At 45.4% G+C, this 23,225-nt stretch carries 22 protein-coding genes; 10 read left to right on the top strand and 12 right to left on the bottom strand.

The features are described 5' to 3' along the window. The 7 genes from QT974_RS03835 to QT974_RS03805 form a co-directional block, all read left to right on the top strand. A partial coding sequence (locus QT974_RS03835; protein WP_333467197.1) for an RAMP superfamily CRISPR-associated protein occupies window positions 1-665 on the top strand: 665 nt, incomplete at its 5' end. Then, the gene (gene csx19 / locus QT974_RS03830; protein ID WP_333467196.1) at window positions 658-1,251 is read left to right on the top strand and encodes a type III-D CRISPR-associated protein Csx19; all 594 of its coding nucleotides are present in this window, start codon (window positions 658-660) and stop codon (window positions 1,249-1,251) included. The genes QT974_RS03835 and csx19, both read left to right, overlap by 8 nt. Before the next feature lie 72 nt (window positions 1,252-1,323). Beyond that, the gene (locus QT974_RS03825) at window positions 1,324-1,911 is read left to right on the top strand and encodes a Uma2 family endonuclease (RefSeq protein WP_333467195.1); all 588 of its coding nucleotides are present in this window, start codon (window positions 1,324-1,326) and stop codon (window positions 1,909-1,911) included. Window positions 1,912-1,950: 39 nt separating this feature from the next. Next, entirely contained in the window at window positions 1,951-4,338 is a 2,388-nt protein-coding gene (locus tag QT974_RS03820; protein WP_333467194.1) for a TIGR03986 family type III CRISPR-associated RAMP protein, read from the top strand. Window positions 4,339-4,443: 105 nt separating this feature from the next. Next, the gene (locus QT974_RS03815) at window positions 4,444-5,070 is read left to right on the top strand and encodes a hypothetical protein (protein WP_333467193.1); all 627 of its coding nucleotides are present in this window, start codon (window positions 4,444-4,446) and stop codon (window positions 5,068-5,070) included. Between the two features lie 69 nt (window positions 5,071-5,139). Next, entirely contained in the window at window positions 5,140-5,766 is a 627-nt protein-coding gene (locus tag QT974_RS03810; RefSeq protein ID WP_333467192.1) for a hypothetical protein, read from the top strand. 411 nt (window positions 5,767-6,177) lie between these two features. Next, complete coding sequence (locus tag QT974_RS03805) at window positions 6,178-7,392, top strand: glycosyltransferase (RefSeq protein WP_333467191.1); 1,215 nt, start codon at window positions 6,178-6,180, stop codon at window positions 7,390-7,392. Between the two features lie 155 nt (window positions 7,393-7,547). Here QT974_RS03805 and QT974_RS03800 read toward each other — a convergent pair whose 3' ends face one another. The 6 genes from QT974_RS03800 to QT974_RS03775 all read right to left on the bottom strand — a co-directional run bounded on the left by QT974_RS03800 (window position 7,548) and on the right by QT974_RS03775 (window position 13,907). After that, window positions 7,548-8,456: an AAA family ATPase gene (locus tag QT974_RS03800; RefSeq protein WP_333467200.1), complete on the bottom strand. Its 909-nt coding sequence runs from the start codon at window positions 8,454-8,456 to the stop codon at window positions 7,548-7,550. 406 nt (window positions 8,457-8,862) lie between these two features. Then, window positions 8,863-10,059 (bottom strand): bifunctional riboflavin kinase/FAD synthetase, encoded by a 1,197-nt coding sequence (locus QT974_RS03795; RefSeq protein WP_333467199.1) that lies wholly within the window; start codon window positions 10,057-10,059, stop codon window positions 8,863-8,865. Between the two features lie 338 nt (window positions 10,060-10,397). Beyond that, window positions 10,398-11,306, bottom strand: a complete 909-nt coding sequence (locus QT974_RS03790) for an MBL fold metallo-hydrolase (RefSeq protein WP_333467190.1) — start codon at window positions 11,304-11,306, stop codon at window positions 10,398-10,400. Between the two features lie 894 nt (window positions 11,307-12,200). Further along, on the bottom strand, window positions 12,201-12,455 hold the full coding sequence (locus QT974_RS03785) for a zinc ribbon domain-containing protein (RefSeq protein ID WP_333467189.1): 255 nt from the start codon (window positions 12,453-12,455) through the stop codon (window positions 12,201-12,203). Beyond that, window positions 12,418-13,422 carry an RNA-guided endonuclease InsQ/TnpB family protein gene (locus QT974_RS03780; RefSeq protein WP_333467188.1) on the bottom strand — a complete coding sequence of 335 codons (1,005 nt, stop codon included), beginning with the start codon at window positions 13,420-13,422 and terminating at the stop codon, window positions 12,418-12,420. The genes QT974_RS03785 and QT974_RS03780 overlap by 38 nt, the downstream gene beginning before the upstream one ends. 332 nt (window positions 13,423-13,754) lie before the next feature. Then, a complete protein-coding gene (locus QT974_RS03775; RefSeq protein WP_333467187.1) occupies window positions 13,755-13,907 on the bottom strand; it encodes a hypothetical protein in 153 nt (50 codons plus the stop codon). A 173-nt stretch (window positions 13,908-14,080) separates the two neighbouring features. Between QT974_RS03775 and QT974_RS03770 the strand changes: the two genes are divergently transcribed. Continuing rightward, window positions 14,081-15,034, top strand: coding sequence for a hypothetical protein (locus QT974_RS03770; RefSeq protein WP_333467186.1), 954 nt, complete (start codon window positions 14,081-14,083; stop codon window positions 15,032-15,034). On the opposite strand, the gene QT974_RS03765 is transcribed toward QT974_RS03770, so the two are convergent. Continuing rightward, window positions 15,002-15,616, bottom strand: coding sequence for a hypothetical protein (locus QT974_RS03765; RefSeq protein WP_333467185.1), 615 nt, complete (start codon window positions 15,614-15,616; stop codon window positions 15,002-15,004). The two genes, QT974_RS03770 and QT974_RS03765, sit on opposite strands and share 33 nt — an antisense overlap. Window positions 15,617-16,146: 530 nt before the next feature. Here QT974_RS03765 and QT974_RS03760 point away from each other — a divergent pair. After that, window positions 16,147-17,052 carry an alpha/beta fold hydrolase gene (locus QT974_RS03760; RefSeq protein WP_333467184.1) on the top strand — a complete coding sequence of 302 codons (906 nt, stop codon included), beginning with the start codon at window positions 16,147-16,149 and terminating at the stop codon, window positions 17,050-17,052. Window positions 17,053-17,590: 538 nt separating this feature from the next. Here QT974_RS03760 and QT974_RS03755 read toward each other — a convergent pair. After that, window positions 17,591-18,115 (bottom strand): DUF4330 domain-containing protein, encoded by a 525-nt coding sequence (locus QT974_RS03755; protein WP_333467183.1) that lies wholly within the window; start codon window positions 18,113-18,115, stop codon window positions 17,591-17,593. A gap of 250 nt (window positions 18,116-18,365) precedes the next feature. Between QT974_RS03755 and QT974_RS03750 the strand changes: the two genes are divergently transcribed. Next, the gene (locus QT974_RS03750; RefSeq protein ID WP_333467182.1) at window positions 18,366-19,217 is read left to right on the top strand and encodes a M48 family metallopeptidase; all 852 of its coding nucleotides are present in this window, start codon (window positions 18,366-18,368) and stop codon (window positions 19,215-19,217) included. 86 nt (window positions 19,218-19,303) lie between these two features. Here QT974_RS03750 and QT974_RS03745 read toward each other — a convergent pair whose 3' ends face one another. The 4 genes from QT974_RS03745 to QT974_RS03730 form a co-directional block, all read right to left on the bottom strand. Beyond that, window positions 19,304-20,074: a metallophosphoesterase family protein gene (locus tag QT974_RS03745; RefSeq protein ID WP_333467181.1), complete on the bottom strand. Its 771-nt coding sequence runs from the start codon at window positions 20,072-20,074 to the stop codon at window positions 19,304-19,306. 248 nt (window positions 20,075-20,322) lie between these two features. Next, window positions 20,323-21,069 (bottom strand): DUF1995 family protein, encoded by a 747-nt coding sequence (locus QT974_RS03740; protein WP_333467180.1) that lies wholly within the window; start codon window positions 21,067-21,069, stop codon window positions 20,323-20,325. Window positions 21,070-21,218: 149 nt separating this feature from the next. Next, entirely contained in the window at window positions 21,219-21,950 is a 732-nt protein-coding gene (locus QT974_RS03735; RefSeq protein ID WP_333467179.1) for a cyclase family protein, read from the bottom strand. 119 nt (window positions 21,951-22,069) lie between these two features. Continuing rightward, window positions 22,070-23,143 (bottom strand): acyl-CoA dehydrogenase family protein, encoded by a 1,074-nt coding sequence (locus QT974_RS03730; protein ID WP_333467178.1) that lies wholly within the window; start codon window positions 23,141-23,143, stop codon window positions 22,070-22,072. Between the last annotated feature and the right edge of the window lie 82 nt (window positions 23,144-23,225).

Raw genomic sequence — 23,225 nt, 5'->3', positions numbered from 1 at the left:
AATTAGTCGGTTCTCTCCTCATCCGTTCCGGTCAAGATTCAACTGGACGCGCACCTGATGTCGTACACTTGAAATCTCATCGTAATGATGAACTAAAACCAGTCTTATCAGGTACGAGTTTAGCTGGAGTATTGCGCCATCGAGCCGAGCGAATTGTTAACACATTGGGCGGTAGTTCAACACTTGTTAATGAGCTATTTGGTTTTGTTCAAGAGAAGGAAGCAAAATCAAGTCGTTTAGTTGTCCACGAAAAAGTGATTGAAAATGCTACTGAATTAGTACAAACTAGGATTGCGATCGACCGTTTTACCGGAGGTGCATATCACGGTGCATTATTCGACGAACAACCTATATTTGGAGGAAGTGTCTGTATCGAGCTAGAATTACGGAATCCCAAAGATAATGAAATTGGATTGTTGTTACTATTGCTGAAAGATTTGTGGACGCAAGATTTACCTGTAGGTGGTGAAAGCAGCATCGGACGGGGTAGATTACAGGGTGAATCAGCTACTTTAACTTGGAAAAAATACCAGAAGAAGTGGACAATTTCTCAAGCCCATCCAGGCCAACTACTTCAAGTAACTGGTTCTAACAAACAAGATTTAGAAGAATATGTTCAAGCATTTGTCAAACATCCTAAAGAGGAGATAAAAAACAATGTGTAAACCATATTGCAAACAACTTGAAGATTCTCAAACAATTACAGATGATGGTAGTTTGTATGCTTGGATACAAGCTAAAGCAAAGAAGGAGCATTTAACTTATTTATTAGCTCATGCTGATGATGGCGTTATTTGGGGTAAATTTAGAGGTAATGACTGCAAGTTGGTAACATCAGGAGATGATGATCTATTTCCCAAATTGGCTAAGTTGCGTCTTTCTACTCTCCAACAATGTCGTATCTTTGGTGAAAATGCCGAAGTTATGCTTTGGAAAGTCGGTCAAAACTGGAAAGCACGATCGATCGAGGATGGACATCTGTCAAAAGATAAAGATGACTATATTTGTGAAAAACAAATCCTTTGGGGAACGCAAGCAGAAGAAGAAAAACACGAAAAAGGTTTTACTTTAGTTTCAGATGGTTCACAAGGTCTAAAACACGCTGTACCTTTAACTTGGATTAATTTTAAAGGTAAAGATTCCCGCCCCTTACGTTTACAAGTACGTCATTATATTGAGTATGATGAGAGTGGTGTAGCCAGAATTTATCTGAGTCGCCTGGTGGATTTATATTCTCATTCAAAAAAGTAGATTTTAGTAACCAGTTATGTAATTTCAAAAACACTTGTTAAAATAGGAATAGATTGCATCAAGGAGCAAATTATGATTGCTACTCGTGAAGACTATCAAAAAATGACGCCGGAAGAATACTTAGAATGGGAAGCCAAGCAAGAACTTCGCCATGAATATATTGACGGTGAAATTCTAGCTATGACAGGGGGAACTTTTCCTCACGCCAAGATTTACCTCAATTTCTACAGGGCTTTGTACCCCCATCTAAGTCAAAGAGGCTGCGAAGTCTATGTATCAGATGCGAAAGTTCAGACTAATCAAAACAGTCGCTATTTCTATCCAGATTTAGTTGTGACTTGCGATCCTGATGACTTGAAAGCAAAAGACTTTATTCAACACCCTAAAATTATTGTTGAAGTTCTTTCTCCGGGTACAGCAACTTACGATCGCACAAAAAAACTCAAGTATTATCGCCAGATTCCGAGTTTGCAAGAATACGTCTTAGTAGATTCAGAGGAAATAGCCGTTGAGGTTTATCGTCGTGGGGAGGGCAAAATGTGGCTTTACTATGAGTATGAAGCTGGGGAGGCGATCGCTCTAGACAGTATTGAGTTTGAATGCGCGATCGAGATTTTATATGAAGGGGTTAGCTTTGAGCTAGAGTTAGAGGATAAATAGGTATTAAGTTAATTAATTGAATAATAAGGAGATTGAAGGATGAATCCTAAGCATATTAAGAAAATTGAAACAACCGATAGGATAGCTAAAGCACCATACAATTTTGTGGAATTGCCTGAAAAGGTTGTTGAATCCGAACTACCTTTACCAGAGGGCGATCGCTATCATTCAGAGCGAAACACTGGAAGAATTGAATGCACTTTAACAACGAAATCTCAACTATACACCCGTTGTGCTTGGAGTCCCGATGATTTTGCTAAATACTCAGAACCTCCTACGCATAAAACAAAAGAAGATAAAGATCGATGGGAAAAAGAAGAAAAAGCAAAGTGGGAAAAGAAAAGACGAGAAATTCTTGCTAATTTCTTCAGTTATCCTGGCAGTAGTCTTGCTGAGATACCCGGTAGTAGCTTACGAGGAATGCTACGAACTTTGGTGGAAATTGTTAGTTTTGGTAAGATCGATCGAGTTTCTGATGCCCAAAAGTTATTTTTCAGAGCTGTTGCTGCTGACAAAAATGATCCACTTAAACATAAATATAAACTACAAAACGTCCAAGCTGGTTATTTGAATTTTGATAGAATTTGCAATAAATGGCAAATTTATCCAGCTTTAATTTTAGATGACAAAAATAAGTTGTCATATATTCCAATTAAAGAAGCTAATATTAAAAGCCATATTCGCTCTTTAATCTTAATGAAAAAAGATAATTATCTGCCTCAATACATTGATATTAGCTTTAAGCTCGGATCACGTGGCGATATCTTAGTTAGTGAAGATGTACATAAATATCCAAGTCCAGAAAATCAGGGAGTTCTAGTTACTAGCGGTAATATGTTGGAAACAAGCAATCTTACAGAAGAAGAAAAAGAGGCTAAGTTAAAAAGCAAAAAAGGTCGTAAGAACCATTACCTCATTTCCAAGCAATATGGTACCCATCAGGTAATTGAAATTAGTCAAGAGGCTATTCTTGATTACATATCCGCATTGACAGATTTTCAGAGCGGCAAGGTATTCAAAGATAACTTTAAGAACCCATTTAATAGTGAGCTAGGTGTTTTAAAGGATTGCCGACCCATTTTTTATTGTCAACCTCAAGCTGGAGAACCAGTAACGCTATTTGGTCAAAGTCCTAACTTTAGGATTCCTTACTCTCATCAAGGTAATGGAAAAGCTGCAACAGCACGAGATTTTATTCCCGATTTCCTGAAAGATTCTAAAGATAAACCAGCAATCACTGATATAGCTGAAGCTATTTTTGGTTTTGTCCGACGTGACAAGCAACCTGAAGGAAGAGAACAAAGTCGTGCTGGTCGAGTGTTTATCAGCGATGGTATCCTGAAGCCACATCAGGAAGAGAAGGTACAGCAAAGCCTGAATCAAGAACCTAAAACTATTCTGTTATCTAGCCCAAAACCTACAACATTTCAGCATTATCTGGTTCAATCACAAGAAACTGGGGCAAATAAGAGTCAACTAAAGCACTATGCTAGCCCTCCACCAAACGACACAGAACCTGGAAAAACAGTTATTCGAGGACACAAGCTGTACTGGCATAAACCTGCTCATATTGAAGTTCCCAGTGACACATCAGATACCCAAACGAGTCTGATTAAACCGATTGATGAAGATATTAACTTTTCATTTACCATCTACTTTGAAAACCTTAGTAAAGTAGAACTTGGTGCATTGTTGTGGGTACTGGATCGCGCTGATCGGCCAGAATACTGCCTTTCTGTAGGTATGGGTAAACCTTTGGGGATGGGTGCTGTTAAGGTAAAAATTGATGAACTCTGGCTTGGCGATCGCACTCAACGCTATAACACTTTATTCACTGATGACAATAACTGGGAGTATGGAAAGAAAGCTAATACTGACTCTGAACGTGAAGATTGCATAAAAAACTTTGAGGATTATGTACTTAAAAATATTCACGAAAACGACTATCCAGAGGGAAGTAAAGCTACAAGCTTAGACGAACTTCCACGAATCAAAATGTTATTGGCAATGTTGCAATACGAAGGTTTTCAACACTCACAAGATGCTGAGTATATGACGATTGAGCCTAACGAGTACAAAGAGCGTCGAGTTTTACCAACCCCGTTACAAGTAGCAGGAATCGATGATCGCAGAGTCGATCAAACTTCTTCACCAAGTACACGAGAAAATATTGTAGTCAAGTCAGAACGGCAAGTAGAAATTGCTAAAGCTGTTCAGTCAAAAAAATTTGAGATTGGACAAATTTTGGAGGCTACTGTAGGTCGCATCAACAACAATCAGGTAACTTATCATATGTTGGAAGTCTTAAAGCTTACGCAGAAGGAGCCTAAAAAAGCAGCTTTATTGACAGAAGGACAAGCAGTTCATGTCAAGATTACTGCTATCAAGGAAGATGGGAGTATTAAAAGCGTAAAATGGGTCGAGTGATTCACTTTCCCGCCCCCGCCGCACCCATCCCACCAAGATCGATCGCCCTTTTCACATTCTAAAATCAGCTCCATAAAATACCCAACCTAAACTTGGTAAGCAATTATGCCATTCAGCGCTTATAAAACCGTCAGTTCAGTCCTCAAAGAATTTCAAATTACCTACACCGAATCTAATTTTATAGTAGAAACAGAGTTTCAGGTCTCTGACTACTTTCGAGAAGATTTGGAATTCACAATGCGAGAAGGAGTGGTTGATAATTCTGAATTTGCAATTTGCGAAAATTTGATTTATCCAGTTTTAAAGGAAGTTTGGAAGCGCTATTACAGCGGGTTTATTTTGTGGAGCCATCAATCTCTCACTTACGACCCATATCTTTCTGGGTTTCCTGAATATATTTTGGCTAAACGTTCTTCATTAGGAAAAGTTGTTTTTGAACAACCTTACTTTCTGTTGGTTGAAGCGAAACAAGATAACTTTGAAAATGGATGGGCGCAGTGTTTAGCTGAAATGATTGCAGCACAGCGACTGAATGAAAATCCAGAGCAAGATGTCTTTGGGATTGTATCAAATGGCGATCGCTGGCAGTTAGGCAAGCTCAAATCCAATGTTTTTACTCGCAATCAAACGTTTTATACAATTCAAGAATTAGATAAACTTTTTGCTGCGATCGATTACGTGTTTCAACAGTGCGAATTGCTCCTGGATGCTCAAATGAACGATCGCACTTAAAGCCGATCGCCCTTGACTCATGCTAAAATCAGATCAATAAAATACGCAACCTAAATCTGGTAAGTAATTATGCCATTCAGCGCTTACAAAACAACCGATGCCGTTGTTAAAGAGTTTCAGATTACGTACACCCAATCTAACTTTATTATTGAAACTGAATTTCCTATCCCCGACTACTTCCGAGAAGACTTGGAAATTGTCATGCAAGATGGTGCACCCGACTGTTCGGAATATGCCATTTGCGAAAATCTGATTTATCCTGTTTTAAAGGAAGTTTGGAAGCAATATCGCCAAAAATTTATCTTGTGGAGTCACAAATCATTAACCTATGATGAAAAGCTTTCAGGATTTCCTGAGTATATATTGGCGAAAAAGTCTCCGTTAGGAAATATTGTGTTTGACAAACCTTACTTTTTATTAATTGAAGCAAAGCAAGATAATTTTGAAAATGGATGGGCCCAATGTTTGGCTGAAATGATTGCCGCACAGCGACTGAATGAAAATCCAGAGCAAGATGTTTTTGGGATTGTCTCGAATGGTGCAGTATGGCAGTTTGGCAAGCTGAAGTTAAATAGTTTTACTAAAAACAAACAGTCTTACTTAATTGATGACCTAAATCGACTCTTTGCCACAATCAATTACGTGTTTCAACAGTGCGAATTGCTGCTGGATGCTGAAATAGCGAGTCAGAATTGAAAAGTAGTATAGCAATCCTCGCATCATTTTCATAATTATTGTAGGGTTTTTTAAAGAACCCGGTTGCCCCGATAGATAGGCAGGGTGGTTTTATTCTCAGGATAGGAAATTTTAAACTACCAAAAGTATTGCTCAAAAGTCGGCTCGCACTTGGGCGAAGGTACGTAGTTGGGCTTGAGCCTCCTTTATAATATTAGGAAAGAGGGCTAAAGCCCAACTACATACCTAAATAGCAAAAATGACTTTACTACCCCAGGCGTCAAATAAAATATTATAAAGTCTCAAATGTGTGGAGTGATTCGCTTTCTCCATCATCGCCCTCACCGCACCCACGCCACCAAAAGCGATCGCCCTTCACATCCCATAAGGCTAAACTAATCTAAGTTTTACCACAAAAATTTTTCCCGGTTCATGAACATCGCCTACCTGGTCAATCAATACCCCAAAGTCAGTCACAGCTTCGTCCGCAGAGAACTCCTAGCAGTCGAAAGTTGCGGCCTCAAAGTCGGGCGTTACTCGATCCGATCCTGCGAATCCGAACTCGTAGACGGCGCAGACAAACAAGAACAAGAATTGACCAAAGTCATCCTAGGAGTTGGCGTACAGGGCTTAGCGTTGGGTTTGCTCCGCACTGCCGCAACTAGACCAATTCGATTCCTCGAAGCTTTGCGCTTAATGTTCAAAGTTGGCTTACACTCAGAACGCGGAATTTTGCTGCATCTAGCTTATTTTGCAGAAGCTTGCATTCTTTTAAACTGGTTCGCAGAATCCGGTACCACACACGTTCACGCTCACTTCGGCACAAATTCCACAACTGTTGCAATGTTATGCCGCGTGCTGGGCGGCCCGACTTACAGCTTCACCGTTCACGGCCCTGAAGAATTTGATAAAGCTACACTTCTTTCCTTAGATGAAAAAATTAAACGATCGACCTTTGTCGCAGCAGTTAGTTCCTTCGGGAAAAGTCAGCTTTTTCGGTGGTGCGATCGCGCTTATTGGTCAAAAATCAACGTCATACACTGCGGCGTCGATGCAGCATTTTTAGCCGCACCCCACGTCCCCATACCCGCAGCACCCCGCTTAGCCTGCATCGGGAGACTCAGCGAACAAAAAGGTCATTTGTTACTGTTAGAAGCCGCCAGCAAGCTAGCTGTTCAAGGTTTAGAGTTTAAATTGGTATTTGTTGGAGACGGGCCGCTGCGAGCTGAAATTGAACAGCAGATTGCACAACTCAATCTGCAAAACTATATAGAAATTACCGGCTGGGCCAGCGGCGATCGAGTTCAGAAAGAAATTTTAGCTTCCCGCGCCATGGTATTGCCGAGTTTTGCTGAAGGTTTACCCGTCGTAATTATGGAAGCTCTCGCTCTCAATCGGCCCGTAATTAGCACCTATGTTGCTGGTATCCCGGAACTTGTAGAACCCGGTGTTTGCGGTTGGTTAGTTCCTCCCGGTTCCGTAGAAGCATTAGCAGTTGCGATGCGCGCGGCATTGGAAGCACCTTTAGAAAAGCTAGAAGAAATGGGGAAAATAGGAGCCCAACGGGTTGCTCAACAACATAATGTTGATATAGAAGCAAAGAAATTAGTGGCGCTATTTCAAGGATCTATTCAACAATCATCATAAGATAAAAAAACCGGGCGGTTGAAACCGCGTCGATACAGACGAAACCCGCCTCCGCGGGTTGAAGAATTGGCGATTTCAACCGCCGAATTATCTTCAGTCCGCGGAGGCGGACTTTGTTTGTGTAGACGCGGTTTCAACCGCCGTCTCCGATCTTTTTAGGGAATAGGAACCGATCGCAACAATCGATCGACAATCGTCTTCGCCTTTCTTCCGCCCGCCGGAATCAACCGATGAGAAAGTACGTGCGGCGCTAAATCCTTCACATCATCCGGGGTAGCAAAATCCCGCCCTGAAATAAACGCCAAGGCTTGAGATGCCCGGTGCAAAGCCACCGCACCACGGGGACTCACGCCTAAAGTAATCTCTTCATCCTGGCGAGTCGATCGCACCAAATCCACAATATACTGCTTCAAAGAGCCTTCCACCTGCACCACAGCACACAAACGGCGCAATTCCTGCACCTCTTCCAAGGAAATACAAGGCTGCAAATCCTCCACAGCAAAAGTATCAGACAGCCGTTCCAACATTTGCAACTCTTCCTGTGCAGCGGGATAGCCCAACGTCAAAGACAAAGTAAACCGATCCATCTGCGCTTCCGGTAGCGGAAAAGTGCCTTGATATTCGATCGGGTTTTGAGTCGCAATCACAAAAAACGGCGCCGGAACATTCCGAGAAACTCCATCTACCGTCACCTGCTTTTCTTCCATCACTTCCAGCAAAGCAGATTGAGTTCGCGGCGTCGCCCGATTGATTTCATCGGCCAGCAACACATTCGCAAAAACTGGGCCGGGCAAAAACTCAAACTTGCCGCTGCTGGGATTCCAAATATTAGTACCGGTGATATCCGTTGGCAACAAATCCGGAGTACACTGAATGCGTTGAAACTTCCCAGCGATCGATCGCGCCAAAGACTTCGCTAACAGCGTTTTTCCCACACCAGGCACGTCTTCGAGCAGCGCGTGTCCCCCGGAAAGCACGGCTACCAGCACTAAGCGAATAGCATCCGCTTTACCGACAATTGTCTTGCCTAGATTTTGTTTGAGCCGCTCAATATGTTCTCTCATATCCCTGATTTTTAAGTAGAAGTCATTAGTCATTAGTCATCAGTCATCGGTCATTAGTCATTAGTCATTTGTTGGTTGTTGGTTGTTGGTTGTTATTTGTTGTTTGTTGTTTGTTACTCGCTTGGGGCTGGCAATAACGAATAACTGATACCAAAGTCATTAGTCATTAGTCATTAGTCATTAGTCATTTGTTGGTTGTTATTTGTTGTTTGTTATTTGTTACTCGCTTGGGGCTGGCAATAACGAATAACTGATACCAATGCCCTCTTTGCCCGATGCCCGATGCCCAATTCCTAATTCCCATCTCCGGCCAATGCTCAAAGCCCATTACACATTTTTTTGTTGTGGGATGGGCTTTGAGCATCGTCCGAAAATTTGATTAACAAATATTTGGGCAAGATATATACTAACCATTAGCAGCTAAAACCTTTCTAGCAACATCACAATCTGTCTGAATTTGAGTTTTCAGAGCATCTAGAGAAGCGAATTTTTGTTCGGGTCGCAAAAATTCTATCAAACTTGCGCTCAAGGTTTGACCGTACAAATCCCCAGACCAATCTAACAGGTGAACTTCTACAGTGAGTTGCAGACCGTTTACCGTCGGGCGGCGGCCAACATTCATCACCCCATTTATGAATGATACATTTGATGCTGGGCGCGGAATTAGAGATTGGGGATTTTCCCACTTATAGGAAGAACTTTCATCTTTTTTGATGATTCCGCCTCCATCCTTCACCGAGACTCGCACTGCGTACACGCCAAAACACGGCAAAAATTTTTCCGGTGGCAGTTCGATATTAGCAGTAGGAAATCCGATCGTCCTACCCAGCCGCTGTCCCCCAACCACAGGCCCCACCAAACTGTAGGGGCGCCCCAGTAACTGATTGGCTTGGATGATGTCGCCGGATGCTAGACCTTCGCGTATGGCCGAACTGCTGATCCGATCGCCTTCTGTGCAATTGTGCAGGGGTACAAGCGTCACATCAATACCGTAACCCGAGGCGATCGACTGCAAATCCACAGCCGTCCCAGCGCGTCCGCGTCCGAACCTAAAATCAACCCCCACGCTAATTCGACTCGCTTGCAGTTGCCGCACCAGAATTTCTTCGACAAACTCAGCAGCCGTTAAAGCCGCCAGTTCTCGATCGAACGGCAGGAGCACAAGTTGCTCGACGCCCATTGCTGCGAGCAATTCTACCTTTTCTGCCAGAGGAGTCAGCAGTTTTTTGGGTTGACCTGTAAAGAATTCTTGCGGGTGGGGATCGAATGTCACCACAGTGCCGTAAAGCCGATCGCCCGCAGCATCATCGCGACCAGAAAGGCTGTTGCCCTCGGCGCGGGGGTGCGCGTTATCTGCGGTCTCCGGCGGTGTTGCTGAGTCGTTGTCCCAGCTTGCGGGATGTTCGCTTTCCCAATTTTGATCTTTGCCTGCGTTTGGGCGCAAGTTTTGCCCCGACGCAAAAACCGTCGCAGAAGTCGGCTCCGGCGATCGATTTAAAATTGGCTGCACGACTTGTCGGTGCCCTAGGTGCAAACCGTCAAAGTTTCCCAAGGCAACGGAAGTTGGAGTCAGAGCAGCGCTATAAGAAGAAGTTACCCACACGCTTAAGATTTTGACACACCTAGCCTGATTGCGATCGCCAGTCGATTTTCCATTTTTCGATTTGAGATTTGACTCCACAGAATCGAGTCCCGAGTAGAACCTCGATCTAAACTTTTTGGTTCTCTGCGACTCAAGCCGGGGCTGTTATTTGTCTTTGAGTGAGGTCAGCCCTAGCGGGAACTTCCCACACAGACGTTATCGCGTGCAGTCACTTGTTTACTCGCCTTTTATCCCGACGCTCATCCTCGATCGATTAGAGCGCGGGACTTCGGGCCTGTCGGTTAAATTTTAGATTTCCGACCTCAGGATTTGAGAAGCATCTGGCAATTTCAAATCCATCATACCGGTACTTTAGGGGCTGCCACCGACGCTTCTTCAGACACCTCAGTGTTATGAGGAGGCAGCAACTGTAACGACAAACCTTCCCGCGCCATCAAGCTGTTGGGGAATCTTTGAGCGACTTGCTCTCCCACCCTGTCTAAAAACTCGTCACTGTGCAGCGGGTCGTGATGAAAAATCACCAATTTTTTGACATTAGCAGCCTTTGCCACCTTCACGGCTTCCTGCCAAGTTGAATGTCCCCAGCCGACCTTGCTGGTTTTCTCGGCATAATACTCCTCATCGGTGTAAGTAGCGTCGTAGATCAGCACCTCAGCATCTCGAGCCAATGACAGCACATTTTCATCGATTCGATCGGGAAAATGTTCGGTATCAGTCACGTAAGCAGCCGAATACCCACGCCAGTTGACACGGTACCCCATAGCTTCGCCCGGATGGTTTAGCATCGCTGTTTCCACCTTAATCTCTCCGATGGACAGCGATTTGCCCACCTCTATATCGTTAAATTTCAGGTCTGCCCCCATAATTTGCAGCGGTACCGGAAAATTGGGGTGGAGCATTTGGTCGTTGAGCCGCTGCTGGATAGTAGCTTTATTAGGAGCCACAGCCCCATAGATGTGAAAACAATTGCCCTTAATAAAAGCTGGGACAAAAAATGGGAATCCTTGAATGTGATCCCAGTGAGAGTGAGTAAAAAACATATGAGCTTCTACGGGCATCTGCGACAGGAGAGTTTGTCCCAAAACCCGCAATCCTGTACCGCCATCAAAAATTAGGCGGGCCTCACCCACTCGCATTTCTATACAGGGCGTATTGCCCCCGTAACGTACTGTTTCCGCCCCGGGAGACGCTATGCTACCTCTAACGCCCCAGAAGTGAACCGTGAATTGGTTTTGCATACTAGACATGGGTTTTCCTGCAAGATTGCTCCGGCGAGCTATCGATAAGGTGTTTACATATTGGTCAGGGCTTGCGCGATCGAACCCAAGCTCTTTGACGGTCGAGAAACGCACTTGTTACAAGTGCCAAGAGTCTCGCTTGTCAGAGAATGCAAAACTGTTGGGCTTGACAACTGAGCAAGAAATTACAAGGTAGACGAATCAAGTCTCGATCGTAACTATTCTTGGACTCCCTTCACTAGCCTAACCTCCGCAGAGACACTTTGGGGCAACATTTCTGCCTGAGTGTGGTCTTGCAGCCGCTGTTTTTCCAGTCACCGGACTTGCCTGGTGCAGGCTGGCGCGATTGGTTGTTGGCGCTGCTGCTTTACGGGTGTGAACCTTGATGATTGCCAGCCGGCTTTCTACTCCAGGCCATCGACCACAATATCCCGACGCCGCGGGCCATTTTCCCCCGATATCTGACGGATATCGCCTTTCGGGCGCAACTCGGGGGCCCCCTACAAGAATTACGGTTAACTTACCGAATTCTATCTCCTCTGGCTCTCCAACCCTGCCCTGTCGATCGGGTAATGCTTTTAACGAGATATCGGTTTAATTAACACAACTCTCATTAATCGATCGAACGTACCCCATCTCAAGCAAAGCTTTTTTCCCGAGGATTGTGCCCGAAAGGCGATGCCCCCGTCCTTGACACTACTGCTGTCCCCAATCAGTGACATGGAGCTTTAACCGCCCACGCTCCCAAAAACAACAGGAAATCCTGTGCGGTCGAACTCAATCAAGGACGTACCGACGGATTGGATTTAGTCGTGCCAACTTAATGCCCAACCTGAAGAAATTATACCTGATGACAGCGCATCTGTTTGCTGGTAACGCTCTACCAAAGTGACATCTCCCACACTAATCCGAAGCGGATATAGTGTGGGCTTCCAAGACAATCCGGCTATCGCTTAGGAGGCTCTTGGCTTTAAGAACGGAATGCCCTACCGCTCTATTTTTTATATTTACCGCCGCATTATGGTCACGATCTAGCTCACATCCACATGAGCAACTGTGCCAACGAATATGCAGCTTTTTTGGTACTTTCTCGCCACAATTAGAACAATCTTGTGAAGTATTATAGGCACTTACTGGAACAACCAACTTTCCCAGCATTTTCGGCTTTGTTTGCTAGAATCGACAGAAAGCTTGACCACCCAGCGTCCAACACAGATTTAGCCAATCTTGTACGAGCTAGACCTTTGACGTTTAAATCCTCGTGCGCAATTACGTCATATTTTGATAGCAACCAATTAGCTGTTTTGAAGTGGAAATCTTTACGCTTGTCAGCTACTTTTTTGTGGCACTTCCCTAACTGCTTGACTGCCTTCCTCCTTCGGTTGCTGCCCTTCTTGCGTCGTGAAACTCGTTTTTGAACAACCCGCAGACGTTTTTGAGCTTTGCGATAGTATTGAGGAATCGCAACTGTTTCACCCTCAGAGGTTGTTAAGAATTCCTTCAGTCCTACATCAATACCTGTTATTGAATCAGGATCAAAGTCCGGCTTGATCTCTGGAACGGTTTTATCTTCCAAGGAAAGCGTCAGGTAATAACCATCAGCCTTCTTAGTTACAGATACGGTTTTGATTTGAAACCCGTCAGGGATAGCGCGATGCAAGACGACTTTAACTTTGCCGAACATCGGCAATTTAATTAAGTTGCCCTGCAAACATCCCTCTTTTACCTGTGGATAGGTAAAAGTACGATAGCGATTGCGACACTTGAAACGAGGCTTACCGCTACGCCTTCCATTGCTATCGCCCTTGAGGAAACGGTCAAATGTTACCTTGACTCTTTTAACTACATCTTGAATGACTTGCGAATAAATCTCGCTATACCAAGGATGAGTTTTCTTGAGTTGAGGTAACGTTTTCTTTTGCGAGTAATAATCGGGATTTTCTCGTAGTTCGGGTAGATAGCAGACGAGAGGGCAAGCATTAATAGGAGAGCGATTTTGCTCGTACCAAGTAAATCGGTCAGCCAAAAGATAATTGTACTGCGAACACAGCATAGACAGCCATCTGTCCAGTTCAATTATCTGCTGTTTGGTTGGACGTAGTTTGTACTGATATGCCGTTCTCATATTTGCCCTCCTTGAAATTTATGGTAGCATAATTGTGTTCGCGTTAGCAACACAGCCAATGAAAGATAAAAATCTTCACATTCGACTATCAGAGAAACGTCTCGGTAAACTGAAAGCAGTCGCAGCGGCGAGAGAGCAGACTATCACCCAGATGGTAGAGGCATGGATTGATCGACTTTCCCTGGCATTTAATGACTGACTCGCCAACCTTCGTCAGTCGCGCATTCATCCCACACTGATTTATCGGGGGTATTCGGCGATGCCTCAATTAATCCCCCTCTAAATTCAGTGTGGGGTTTCTGCTGGTTCAGCTAAATTTTCGTCGCGCGTTTCTAAGCAGACGAATTCCACCACTCAAAACCCCCCAACCTTCCTAAATTGAATTTTTTTTTGGCTGTGGCACTCATGCCACAGAACGATCGACCTTTTGTCTCAACAATAATCCAGAAATATTCGCCTGCTATCCCTAATGCTTTGCTTAACAATCTTCAATTATTGTATTTTTAGTAATAATCTCTCGGAACTAGGCGCAGTTGTGGTAATCGCCGCCGCGGTAAATTTCAGGTATCATAGAGTCTAAGAGTCTGGTTAGCCCAAAATTATTCATCTGTTCTAAAAACCCTTGGATAATTTTAAGTTGTTTGTCAAAAAAGTCAGTATGAATCAAGTTAAAAAAAATACAACCAAGCTGAATCAATCAGTAGTGAAAGAGTCCGATCGCACTTGGGAAGTCGAGCAGCTACCATCCCTCGACTTATCCTTAGAAATGACCGATCGTCAAGAGTTGACTCAATTAAGTCACGATCGCCCGCAGCAAACCCCGACGACTGCCGCCAAAAGGCGCCTCCGGGTTGATGGCAAGACGGCTCGGACTCGCTCGCCAGTTGTTTCTGTGGCCTTTCTCAAGTGGCTGCTAGAGCGTTTGAGGCGATCGAAAGGTTGGCTGGCAGCAATCGTGCTGACAGCAGTTTGGGGGTGGTGGAACAGTCAGTTATTGTTTTCGACCGGGCTAGGAATCGCCGCGATGATGCTGGTTTACCGAGGGCAGTTGGGCGACTGGCAGTTGCTGCGATCGAGGGCCCAGGAATTTGGCCAGAGCCCGAACCGCCGTTTCGTTTTAGCTGTGGGTGCCGGCGGAATTTCTACCTTGGGCGCTTACATGAGTTTGGCGATTTGGGCAGACTCGCAGAGCCACTGGATAGCTTTGAGCCTGATTTTTCAGAATTTTGGCACGATCGCGATTGCAGGGCTGTTGTTGCGCCAAGCGCTGAGTTTTCAGATTTCAAAAGATGAAGCGACGCTCGATCGCATCTTGGCAGATTTGACCGCTCCTGACCCCGTGAAGCGTTTGATTGCAGTGCGACAAATGACCGATTTGGTTAATAACGGTGGGTTTGACAGTGTGACTTCTGTCAACAGTTCCTTAGCAAAGTCCGCGGGGGCTACCTCAAGCCAGAGGATCGCCCTCGATCGCGCTGCTGAGTGCTTTCGCCTGATGCTGAGTCGGGAACCCGAAGGTTTAGTTTGCAATGCCCTTCTGGAAGGTTTGCAGGCTTGGGACGATACTTATGGCATTGCTCTAGAACCCAAAAATAAAGTCATCGACTATTAGCTGACCATCAAAAGCGTAAAAAGAAATCCGATGAATATTCTGGGCTTTGACGCGCAGGGGAGCGCTAGGGGCGATCGGAGAATTAGACCCTGCCAAATTGGGCGCCGGCATTTCATCCTGAACAATTGGGTTTCCGTCGATGTCGCAAGCAGATAAAACCGTTCGCCGCGAACTCGTGACAAGTCCTGACACGCTGCGAACCGGATACTTAAAAGTTACTTCTATCAGTCCGCTTTTTGGCGCTCCCATTAACACTGTTGCTTCAGAACCGGTGAAAAATGCTGGGTTTGAAGGTTGGATGGCGACAGCATTGCTAAAAGTCAGTCCCCAATGTGCAAACTGGTGTTCTACTACTTCAAAGCATTTTAAGTCTTCTAAAGCTAGGCGGACGATCGCCGGTGTGCTGACGCGCGATCGCACGTCTAACCCCGAACCCGATCGTTCTGGAGTCGCTACCACAGACTGTTTGCCGTTTAACTCCCTGCTGCGGCAAGCCGTATCAAATTCTGCAAACCCGTCAGATAGAAGACTTTTTGCGTCAACCATAAAACCCTCGCGATCCCGTTTCCTAAGCAGTTGCATTTTTTAGACCTCCCTGATATTAGTTGTTTCTGGTGTTTTGGGATTGACTGGCGGCGAGGTCTGGGAAATTGCCAAACCTGCAATCTGAGGAATCGAAAACCAAACGCCCGGCCTCAAAAAAACCTTCGACGTTAAAAGCCACGGCTCCGCAAACTCTGGTGATTAATTATTTATCATTGGCGATGCAGGCGCTCTGTCTGAAAGCGATCTCTAATAATCCTGCTTTGGGATCGTTGGTTTTTTTCCTCGGCGAACCGACTCGATTCTTGTGAGGGGTAAGACCCATCATTTTGTTTATTATCGCCGATCGCGGTTTGTTGGCAAGGATCGGGATAACTGCACAGCCGAACTCCCCAAATCGCAAAACATACTTGCTGTCTGTCTTTTCAGGCTTCACTTGTACTAAAATATATTCAAATCAATACCGAATCTTTACAAAAACGCCGTTAGCTTTGCAACTTTTTTAAACAGTAGCGAGGCGGCGGACTAAAATCTAACATCTAACATCTAACAGCGATTGAGGCTTACTTATGCTTGTTCCCCTTGGCTTCGGTCAGCGATCGACAGTTACTTCACTCGGCAGAATGGTATATTACACTGCTGAAAAAATGCCTTGGATCGGACAACCGAGCTCAGAAATTGAAAACAAACCAAATTTGGTGTTTTTTCACGGTTTTGGAGGCGGGTCGAGTGCCTACGAATGGTCGAAAGTTTATCCGGCGTTTGCAGCGGAATATCGAGTCTTAGCACCGGATTTAATCGGTTGGGGGCGATCGGAACATCCGCCGAGAAATTATCAGGTCGAAGATTATATCACAACTTTGATTGAATTTATTGAAAAAACTTGCGACAGTCCGACGGATGCGATCGCCTCTTCGCTGACGGGGGCGATCGTGATTCGAGCTGCGATCGCCCGACCGGATCTGTTCAAATCGCTGATTTTGACAATTCCCAGCGGTTTATCGGACTTCGGACAAGATTATGGCAGCAGTTTTTTCGCTAAGCTAGTCAAGACGCCGATTTTAGACCGCTTGCTCTACACTACGGGCATCGCCACCGACGGGGGCATTCGCAACTTCCTAGAACAGCGCCAATTTGCCGATTCCCGTCGCGTTTACCAAGAAATTGTCGATGCTTACCTCCAATCTGCCTTAGAACCCAATGCAGAATATGCCGCCTTGTCTTTTGTACGGGGAGATTTGTGTTTTGATTTGTCGCTGTACATCACTCAACTAACAACGCCGACAGCGATTATTTGGGGAGATAAATCTCAGTTTACCAGCCCAGAAGTTGGCCAGCGGTTGGCTAATCTCAACCCCCAAGCAATCAAAGTTTTTCAATCTTTGGAAAATGTGGGTTTGACTCCGCAGTTGGAAATTCCGGCTGTGACTATTGGTTTGATTCGCCAATATTTAAGGTTGCTTTCCCAAGGGTAAAGAAGTTAGGCAACGAGCAAGCAATGTGCGGGACTTAATGGATAGAGGTTCCAGGTTTGAGGGAAAAAGAAAGATTAATTCCCCACTACCCATAGATGTTAATTTAATTCTCAAGACCTCTTTCTGTATCTCTCGTTTATATCCAAGTCTAGATCCCCCTCGCATCCCCCTGGTTGTAGGGGGACGAAAGACAATACTCTTCTCCCCCCTTTCTTAAGCTGATGGGTGTAGGTTTGTTGGTAAAAGCCTTATCCCATAAGAGTTGGAAATTTTCGCAAGGCAAAAGCCTAAAACGGTTCCACTGTCGCTTGTTTGCAGGGTTTTGCCTTGCGAAACCTACACCTGTGAACCCGAATCGTTGCGGGGACGAAAGAGAATACTCTTGTCCCCCCCTTCTTAAGGGGGAGTAGGGGGCAAGAATTCGGGGGGATCTAGACTCTGCTATAAGCGATATTTCTCATGGATTTTAGTCTGGAAAATTGACAATTCCCAATGACAACTGACAACTGACAACTGACAACTGACAACTGACAACTGACTATTCTTTGACTCGCACGTCAATGACGCTAGCGTTGAAAATGTATTTTTTGCCTTCAAGTTCTAGCGTAGTACCAATTTTGACTTTGGTATTTCCTAAAACCGGGCCGTTTTCAGTAAGTTGACCTTTTCCCTCAAGGGTAAACATCATGTTTCTGCTGAAAGATTCTTCTTCTCTGGGATCGGGAAGAGCTTTGAGAGAGCCGTTGGGTTGGGGAACTGCTAGGGTTCTGGTTAGGGTTTTGACGGATTTGATCGTAATCTGACCGGAGGGTTGATTGCGGATAATTACGTTGATTTTATCGCCTGGTTTGAATAATGATTGAACGTTTGTGCCTTTGAGTCCGATCGCAATTGCATCGATTTCTACAGGTTTGACACTAGCGCCAACTTGGGCCACGGAACCGCCAGATGTGCCGGGAAAGAAGAAGATGCCGACGGCAACTAGCAGCACAATCATCGCAGCACCTACGTCTAAAATGCTGAGTTTGCCGAAGAGTCGGCCTTGAGAATCCAAAATTTTCATAAATCGCCTATAAACGGACAGCGACAGGAGTATCTGTACAAGCCAAAAGATATTACCACAACGATCGCCCAAAATCCGCAGGACTTGGAGAGTGGCCCTTCGGCTCCGCGAGCGGGTAAAGATGGGGAGGGTGGTTAAAATTTGGCAACAAGTTAAAATAGCAACTAAGCAGCGTTATATTTCGTCTGCCGATGTGGTGAGTTTTTGAGTTTTTCCTAAAAATTTATCTAACTTGTGGCACTTATCAATCATGTTAAAAAGTTTTTGGTTGACTTGTCGGCATACTTGCGGCCGCGGGATTTATCTGTTTCTGTCGGTGATTGTGGCTGCGGGTATCTGGGTGGTTTCGCCGGAACCGATTCAAGCATTTTCTTTGCCGGAACTGATTTTTCGGGGGATTCAAGTTATTCAATTGTCGAATATGTCCGATCGCCAAGAGGTGACGGTTGGCCAACAAATTAATCAACAGTTGACGAAAAGCGAGTTTAAGCTTGACCGCAATCGCGCCACTACAGCATATATCAACCGCATCGGTCAGCGCCTGGCCCAAGAAAGCGATCGCCCGGATATTCCTTATACTTTTCAGGTGATTGACGACGACAATATTAATGCTTTTGCGACGATGGGCGGTTTTGTTTATGTGAATAAGGGTTTGATGGCGGCGGCGGATAATGAAGCCGAATTAGCAAGCGTCATCGCCCACGAAATTGGGCATATTGGCGCCCGCCACTCGATTAAACAAATGCGTCAAATGGCGATCGCCTCTGGTGTAGCTTCGGCGGCTGGACTCAATGGTTCTCGGGCGGTACAGATTGGGGTGGAGTTGGCTTTGCGTCGCCCCCACAGCCGCCAAGCTGAGTATGAGGCGGATCAGTTGGGTTTACAAACTATGGGGCGATCGGGCTACGCTCAATCTGGGATGGTCGATTTTATGAAAAAGTTGCTGAATCAGCCTTCTCCCCCGAATATTTTGAGCACTCACCCGGCTACTAGCGATCGAATTGCTGCGATTTCCCAGGCTATCGATCCGGATTTGGCTAGCGGTGAAGGTTTGAATAATGCCGACTACAAGCTGGAAATGCGCCGGCTGTTGCGATCGTAGATCGGACAGTTAGTTGTTAGGGTGCGTTATAACTGGTTGAATTTAGATCGAACTCAAGCTGACGCACCCTACAACTTCTTCTTGATTTAACCCTGCTGCTGAACAATAGGACTCATCTGAGCTTTTGGAAGTGGAATCTGTGGCTTAACCTGTCTGACAACTTCGTCAAACGGCAAAATTCGGACTTGATTGTTAAACACATTTACCTGATAAACTCTACGGTAGCTGAGGTCAAATCCAGTCAGCCAGCCGCTTTTGGGATGATAAGCACCCGTGTCAATATCCAACCAGCCTTGACCCCTGACTAATTCACCAGGCCTGACGCCCTCAAACGTAAACGTGATCGTGTGACCGGTGATAATTAATTTATTGGGAAAATACGGTTTTGGTATTGTGTGAAATTCTTTGCGAATCCAGCACAATTGTTCGATCGACTGTTCCTTAATTGGCATACTCGGATCTACCCCCGCGTGCACCAGCCAGATATCGCCTAAGTCTAAGTACGTAGGGAGCGATCGCAACCACTCTAAGTGTTTGTACGGCATCATCCCTGTATCTTTGTAGCTGGCGACAGTCGCATCGCCGCCGCTGTAAAGCCAAGATTGCCACGCCCGCATATCCACCTGCAACCCAGCAGATAAAGCATCTAACATCAGTTGTTCGTGGTTTCCCAGCAGAGTTTGGTAGGGGCTGTGCTGTACAAAATCTAATACCTGAGCGCTTTTCGGCCCGCGATCGATTAAATCTCCCAAAAAATAGACGCGATCGTCCGAGCCTGGGGCTAGTGCCTCTAGCAAAAGCATTAACCCGTCGTAATGTCCGTGTACGTCCCCGATAACAATGCGCCGGTGATCCACTGTATTTATCCGCTTCCCTGGCTCAAAACCTTAATTACTAGCTGAGAGCATATGATTTTCCTGCTATTTTCTCCCTTCTTTTGCATAGGAGGGGTGTCACCCATTATACTGCTTGAGACCGAGATTCAGTAAAGCTCGCCAATATCTATTTGCTCAGCTACCGATAGCAACACTGGCAAGCTGTTAATTGTGATTCTGCAACTGCTGTTACTGATGCAGCCTACAATGCGATCGAGCGTTAACTGCTGTCACTGAGTCAAAGCTTTCAGAAAAGTCTGGAGTTCTGCCAAAAAACCTTTCTTTTTTAACGGTTTTGCAGGTGCAGTGGAGTTTGGATCTGCGGTTCCCATAGCTTTAGCTAAAATCCGCTCTAAATCGTCTCCTACGGGTTTTTGGGAGGTTTCCGAAATTAATTCGTATTCGTCGTTTGTTTCCAGCCATACTTGCCACGGTTGCGGGTAGCAGCGGAATAAAGCAGCACTTTCTAGGGGTCTGATGTAGTACGAGGATTCGATTTTGCTGAGGAATCGATCGCGCAATTGACGGCCTGCATAACCTATACCTATTGTTGCAACATCTTCGAGGCGCGGGTTGAGCAGGATTACGGGGCGACCCGCCGCAGCTATGTAAAGTTTTTCAACTTGCGCCACTTCTACGGCGGCGGGATTGATCAGCAAAAACATTTCATCTTCCGGTGCTATTTTATCTTCAACAGCAGTGCGGCTGCTGCCCAAATCAGTCACTTTAAACGGTGTTTCTCCCCAGTCGCGGCGGGCGAGGGCGGCCGCACCGGTATCGGGAAAAAAGACTTTGAGACCCGAAAATTTTTCCTCAAATTCTGGGATAAATTGTTGGGTAATGGACTGTGCTTGCAGTGCAATTTCGGGAAATATTAATTCTACTTGCAGCAGATTTTTGCCATCCGAGAGGGCGGCGGCGGTTGCAATGCGGGATTGGGCGATCGCCTCGTTGAGTTCCTTGGGCAGTTGTGTCATTAATCTGATTATTTTGGCTCGACTTATCTCAATCTAATTTTACCGCACTAAGCGAGCTTGGCACTGACATTTTCTGTCAACAAATAATCAAACCATGATTTGGGCGATGCTTCGGACTCGCGCCATATCCAATTGAAATGTGCCACAGCTTAAGTTACAAAAGCTAACACAGACACGGGCGAGCCGGAACCTCCCAAAAGGCGCAATATGCCGATCGCCAAAGTGAAGTCAGCCGCAGGTAATAAATGGAGATTTGCCAGATTTTCCAGCACGATTCGCTGCTGTTGCAATATTAGTTTGTTAACTGCAAAACTTTCATCTTGTCCCGGATCTACTCCGTGAGTGTCGGTACCAATTCCGGCAATTGAGCGCTCTTCTAGCAAAAATTGAGTTGCTGCTTTGCCAAATCCGGGAAAGTGGCAAATCCCGCCCACGTCGCAATTGAAAAAATCTCGCTCATTATCCCATTTTGTTTCCCAGCCAGTATACAATAAAACTATATTTCCCGGTGCTATAAATTTGTGTCGCCGTTCCCAAATCAATATATCATCTATAGTTAAACTGTAGTCGGGATTGGCAAGACTTTGCTCGCGAATGTCGATCGCAATTGCGGGAGAAACTAGCGACTGCGGCGCATAAAAGTCAACACTCGCGCCGGCTGGATCGAAGCTGTTGGGTGCGTTGATGTGAGTGCCGCTGTGTTCTCCCATTGAGAATTTTCGCAGGAAATAGCCGTTTTTTTCTATTTGAGATACGGTTTCAAATTCTGTCTGCGGATCTCCCGCCCAGACGGGAATTTTGGGATGAATTGCATGGCTTAAGTCTATAATGTCGCGGTAGGCGATCGTTTTTAAATTGTTTGATTTGAAGTTGTTGGTCATCGGCACAAAAACTCAGGTTATTTTAATGGTACGGTGCGTCAGCCATTAGCCGATCGCTCAAATCGCAAATCCTTCTAGCTGACACACCCTACAATCTACAATCCGAGCAATCTCAAATCTCAAATCTCAAATCGATCGACAATGCGATCGAGTTCCGCAGCCATCACATCCTTGGTTTGCCCGGAAACAGTATACACCAAAGCCTCTCGATAAACTCTCCCGGCCGGGTGCAGCGTACCGTTAGCCGCACCGCTAGAAACCACCACCGCAGCGTGCCCGCAGCGCACGGCTAAATCAACAGCTTCGGCTCGGAGCGCTAATTGTTCTGCTTTTGAGCTATGTTGAGATTGTAGGAAATGTTGTTTGAGCCGATCGAGCTTCTGCTGCAATTTTTGGTAAGCCGCCGCTATCAAAGGTGAATCTTTAACAGTCGCCGCCGCTACAATTACATCCAATCCCCCTCGAATACAGCCGAAAGTAGCCGGAACAAAATTGAGGATATTTTTGCTATCGTTTTCGTCAATCCACCCGACAGGTTTAACCGCAATTATTTCCGATTCCTCCAACCACCAATTGTCGAGAGTTGCTGTCACAGTATTAGTTGAATTCATGGCGATTAACTGCATGATTTCGCTGCAAGCTATTTGACCATATTTGCATTCAATATTAGCAAAAGGCAGCAAACCAAAAACAGCCTGATTGTCGGGAAGTACCGCAGCCACAATAAACTTTTGAAACAAGCCAAAACCTGTAATCCAAGGAACATTTCCCGACAGTAAATAGCCATCTTTTGCGGGAGTTGCGGTGACAGCCGGATTGCCCGATCGCCTTAAATGCGAAAACCCAACACCCAAGCGTAACTCTTTTTGGGCGATCGCCCGCAGGTATCTGGTTTTTAGCATTTCATTGTCGCTGCTAGCAAGCATCGCAGTTGCGCTGTGGTGCTGAGTTTGCAGGAAAGATAAAGCACCGGAATATCGCGCCGTCAATTCCTGATATTGGTGATAAAACTCCGGTGGAATGTCGGCGCCGCCCCAGTTTTGGGGAACTCGCAACGCTAAGAGCGATCGATTTTCCAATCCGACAAGTGCTGTTTTCAGTGATTCCGAGTCGCTGTCGATAATTTCCGCGCGGGGTGAAACGCACTCTTTCAGGTAAATTTCCGCGCTGTCAAGAATAGCTTGAAAATTCATTTTTTATGCTGATTTTATAGAAGATTGGGCGGTTGAAACCGCGTCTATAGAAACAAAACCCACCTCCGTGGGTTGAATCTTC

The sequence above is a fragment of the Microcoleus sp. BM001215392 genome, from assembly GCF_036700185.1.
GTDB lineage: Bacteria > Cyanobacteriota > Cyanobacteriia > Cyanobacteriales > Microcoleaceae > Microcoleus.
The sequence above is the reverse complement of the archived record's forward strand: the minus strand, read 5'-3'. Positions and strand labels throughout refer to the sequence as shown.

Bases quoted from the DNA above. Each gene is read 5' to 3' on its own strand.
- QT974_RS03790 (WP_333467190.1), bottom strand. From the start codon at position 11,306: ATGTCTAGTATGCAAAACCAATTCACGGTTCACTTCTGGGGCGTTAGA.
- csx19 (WP_333467196.1), top strand. From the start codon at position 658: ATGTGTAAACCATATTGCAAACAACTTGAAGATTCTCAAACAATTACA.
- QT974_RS03735 (WP_333467179.1), bottom strand. From the start codon at position 21,950: ATGACCAACAACTTCAAATCAAACAATTTAAAAACGATCGCCTACCGC.
- QT974_RS03785 (WP_333467189.1), bottom strand. From the start codon at position 12,455: ATGCTGGGAAAGTTGGTTGTTCCAGTAAGTGCCTATAATACTTCACAA.
- QT974_RS03820 (WP_333467194.1), top strand. From the start codon at position 1,951: ATGAATCCTAAGCATATTAAGAAAATTGAAACAACCGATAGGATAGCT.
- QT974_RS03815 (WP_333467193.1), top strand. From the start codon at position 4,444: ATGCCATTCAGCGCTTATAAAACCGTCAGTTCAGTCCTCAAAGAATTT.
- QT974_RS03810 (WP_333467192.1), top strand. From the start codon at position 5,140: ATGCCATTCAGCGCTTACAAAACAACCGATGCCGTTGTTAAAGAGTTT.
- QT974_RS03770 (WP_333467186.1), top strand. From the start codon at position 14,081: ATGAATCAAGTTAAAAAAAATACAACCAAGCTGAATCAATCAGTAGTG.
- QT974_RS03800 (WP_333467200.1), bottom strand. From the start codon at position 8,456: ATGAGAGAACATATTGAGCGGCTCAAACAAAATCTAGGCAAGACAATT.
- QT974_RS03750 (WP_333467182.1), top strand. From the start codon at position 18,366: ATGTTAAAAAGTTTTTGGTTGACTTGTCGGCATACTTGCGGCCGCGGG.
- QT974_RS03740 (WP_333467180.1), bottom strand. From the start codon at position 21,069: ATGACACAACTGCCCAAGGAACTCAACGAGGCGATCGCCCAATCCCGC.
- QT974_RS03805 (WP_333467191.1), top strand. From the start codon at position 6,178: ATGAACATCGCCTACCTGGTCAATCAATACCCCAAAGTCAGTCACAGC.
- QT974_RS03760 (WP_333467184.1), top strand. From the start codon at position 16,147: ATGCTTGTTCCCCTTGGCTTCGGTCAGCGATCGACAGTTACTTCACTC.
- QT974_RS03780 (WP_333467188.1), bottom strand. From the start codon at position 13,422: ATGAGAACGGCATATCAGTACAAACTACGTCCAACCAAACAGCAGATA.
- QT974_RS03825 (WP_333467195.1), top strand. From the start codon at position 1,324: ATGATTGCTACTCGTGAAGACTATCAAAAAATGACGCCGGAAGAATAC.
- QT974_RS03730 (WP_333467178.1), bottom strand. From the start codon at position 23,143: ATGAATTTTCAAGCTATTCTTGACAGCGCGGAAATTTACCTGAAAGAG.
- QT974_RS03755 (WP_333467183.1), bottom strand. From the start codon at position 18,115: ATGAAAATTTTGGATTCTCAAGGCCGACTCTTCGGCAAACTCAGCATT.
- QT974_RS03765 (WP_333467185.1), bottom strand. From the start codon at position 15,616: ATGCAACTGCTTAGGAAACGGGATCGCGAGGGTTTTATGGTTGACGCA.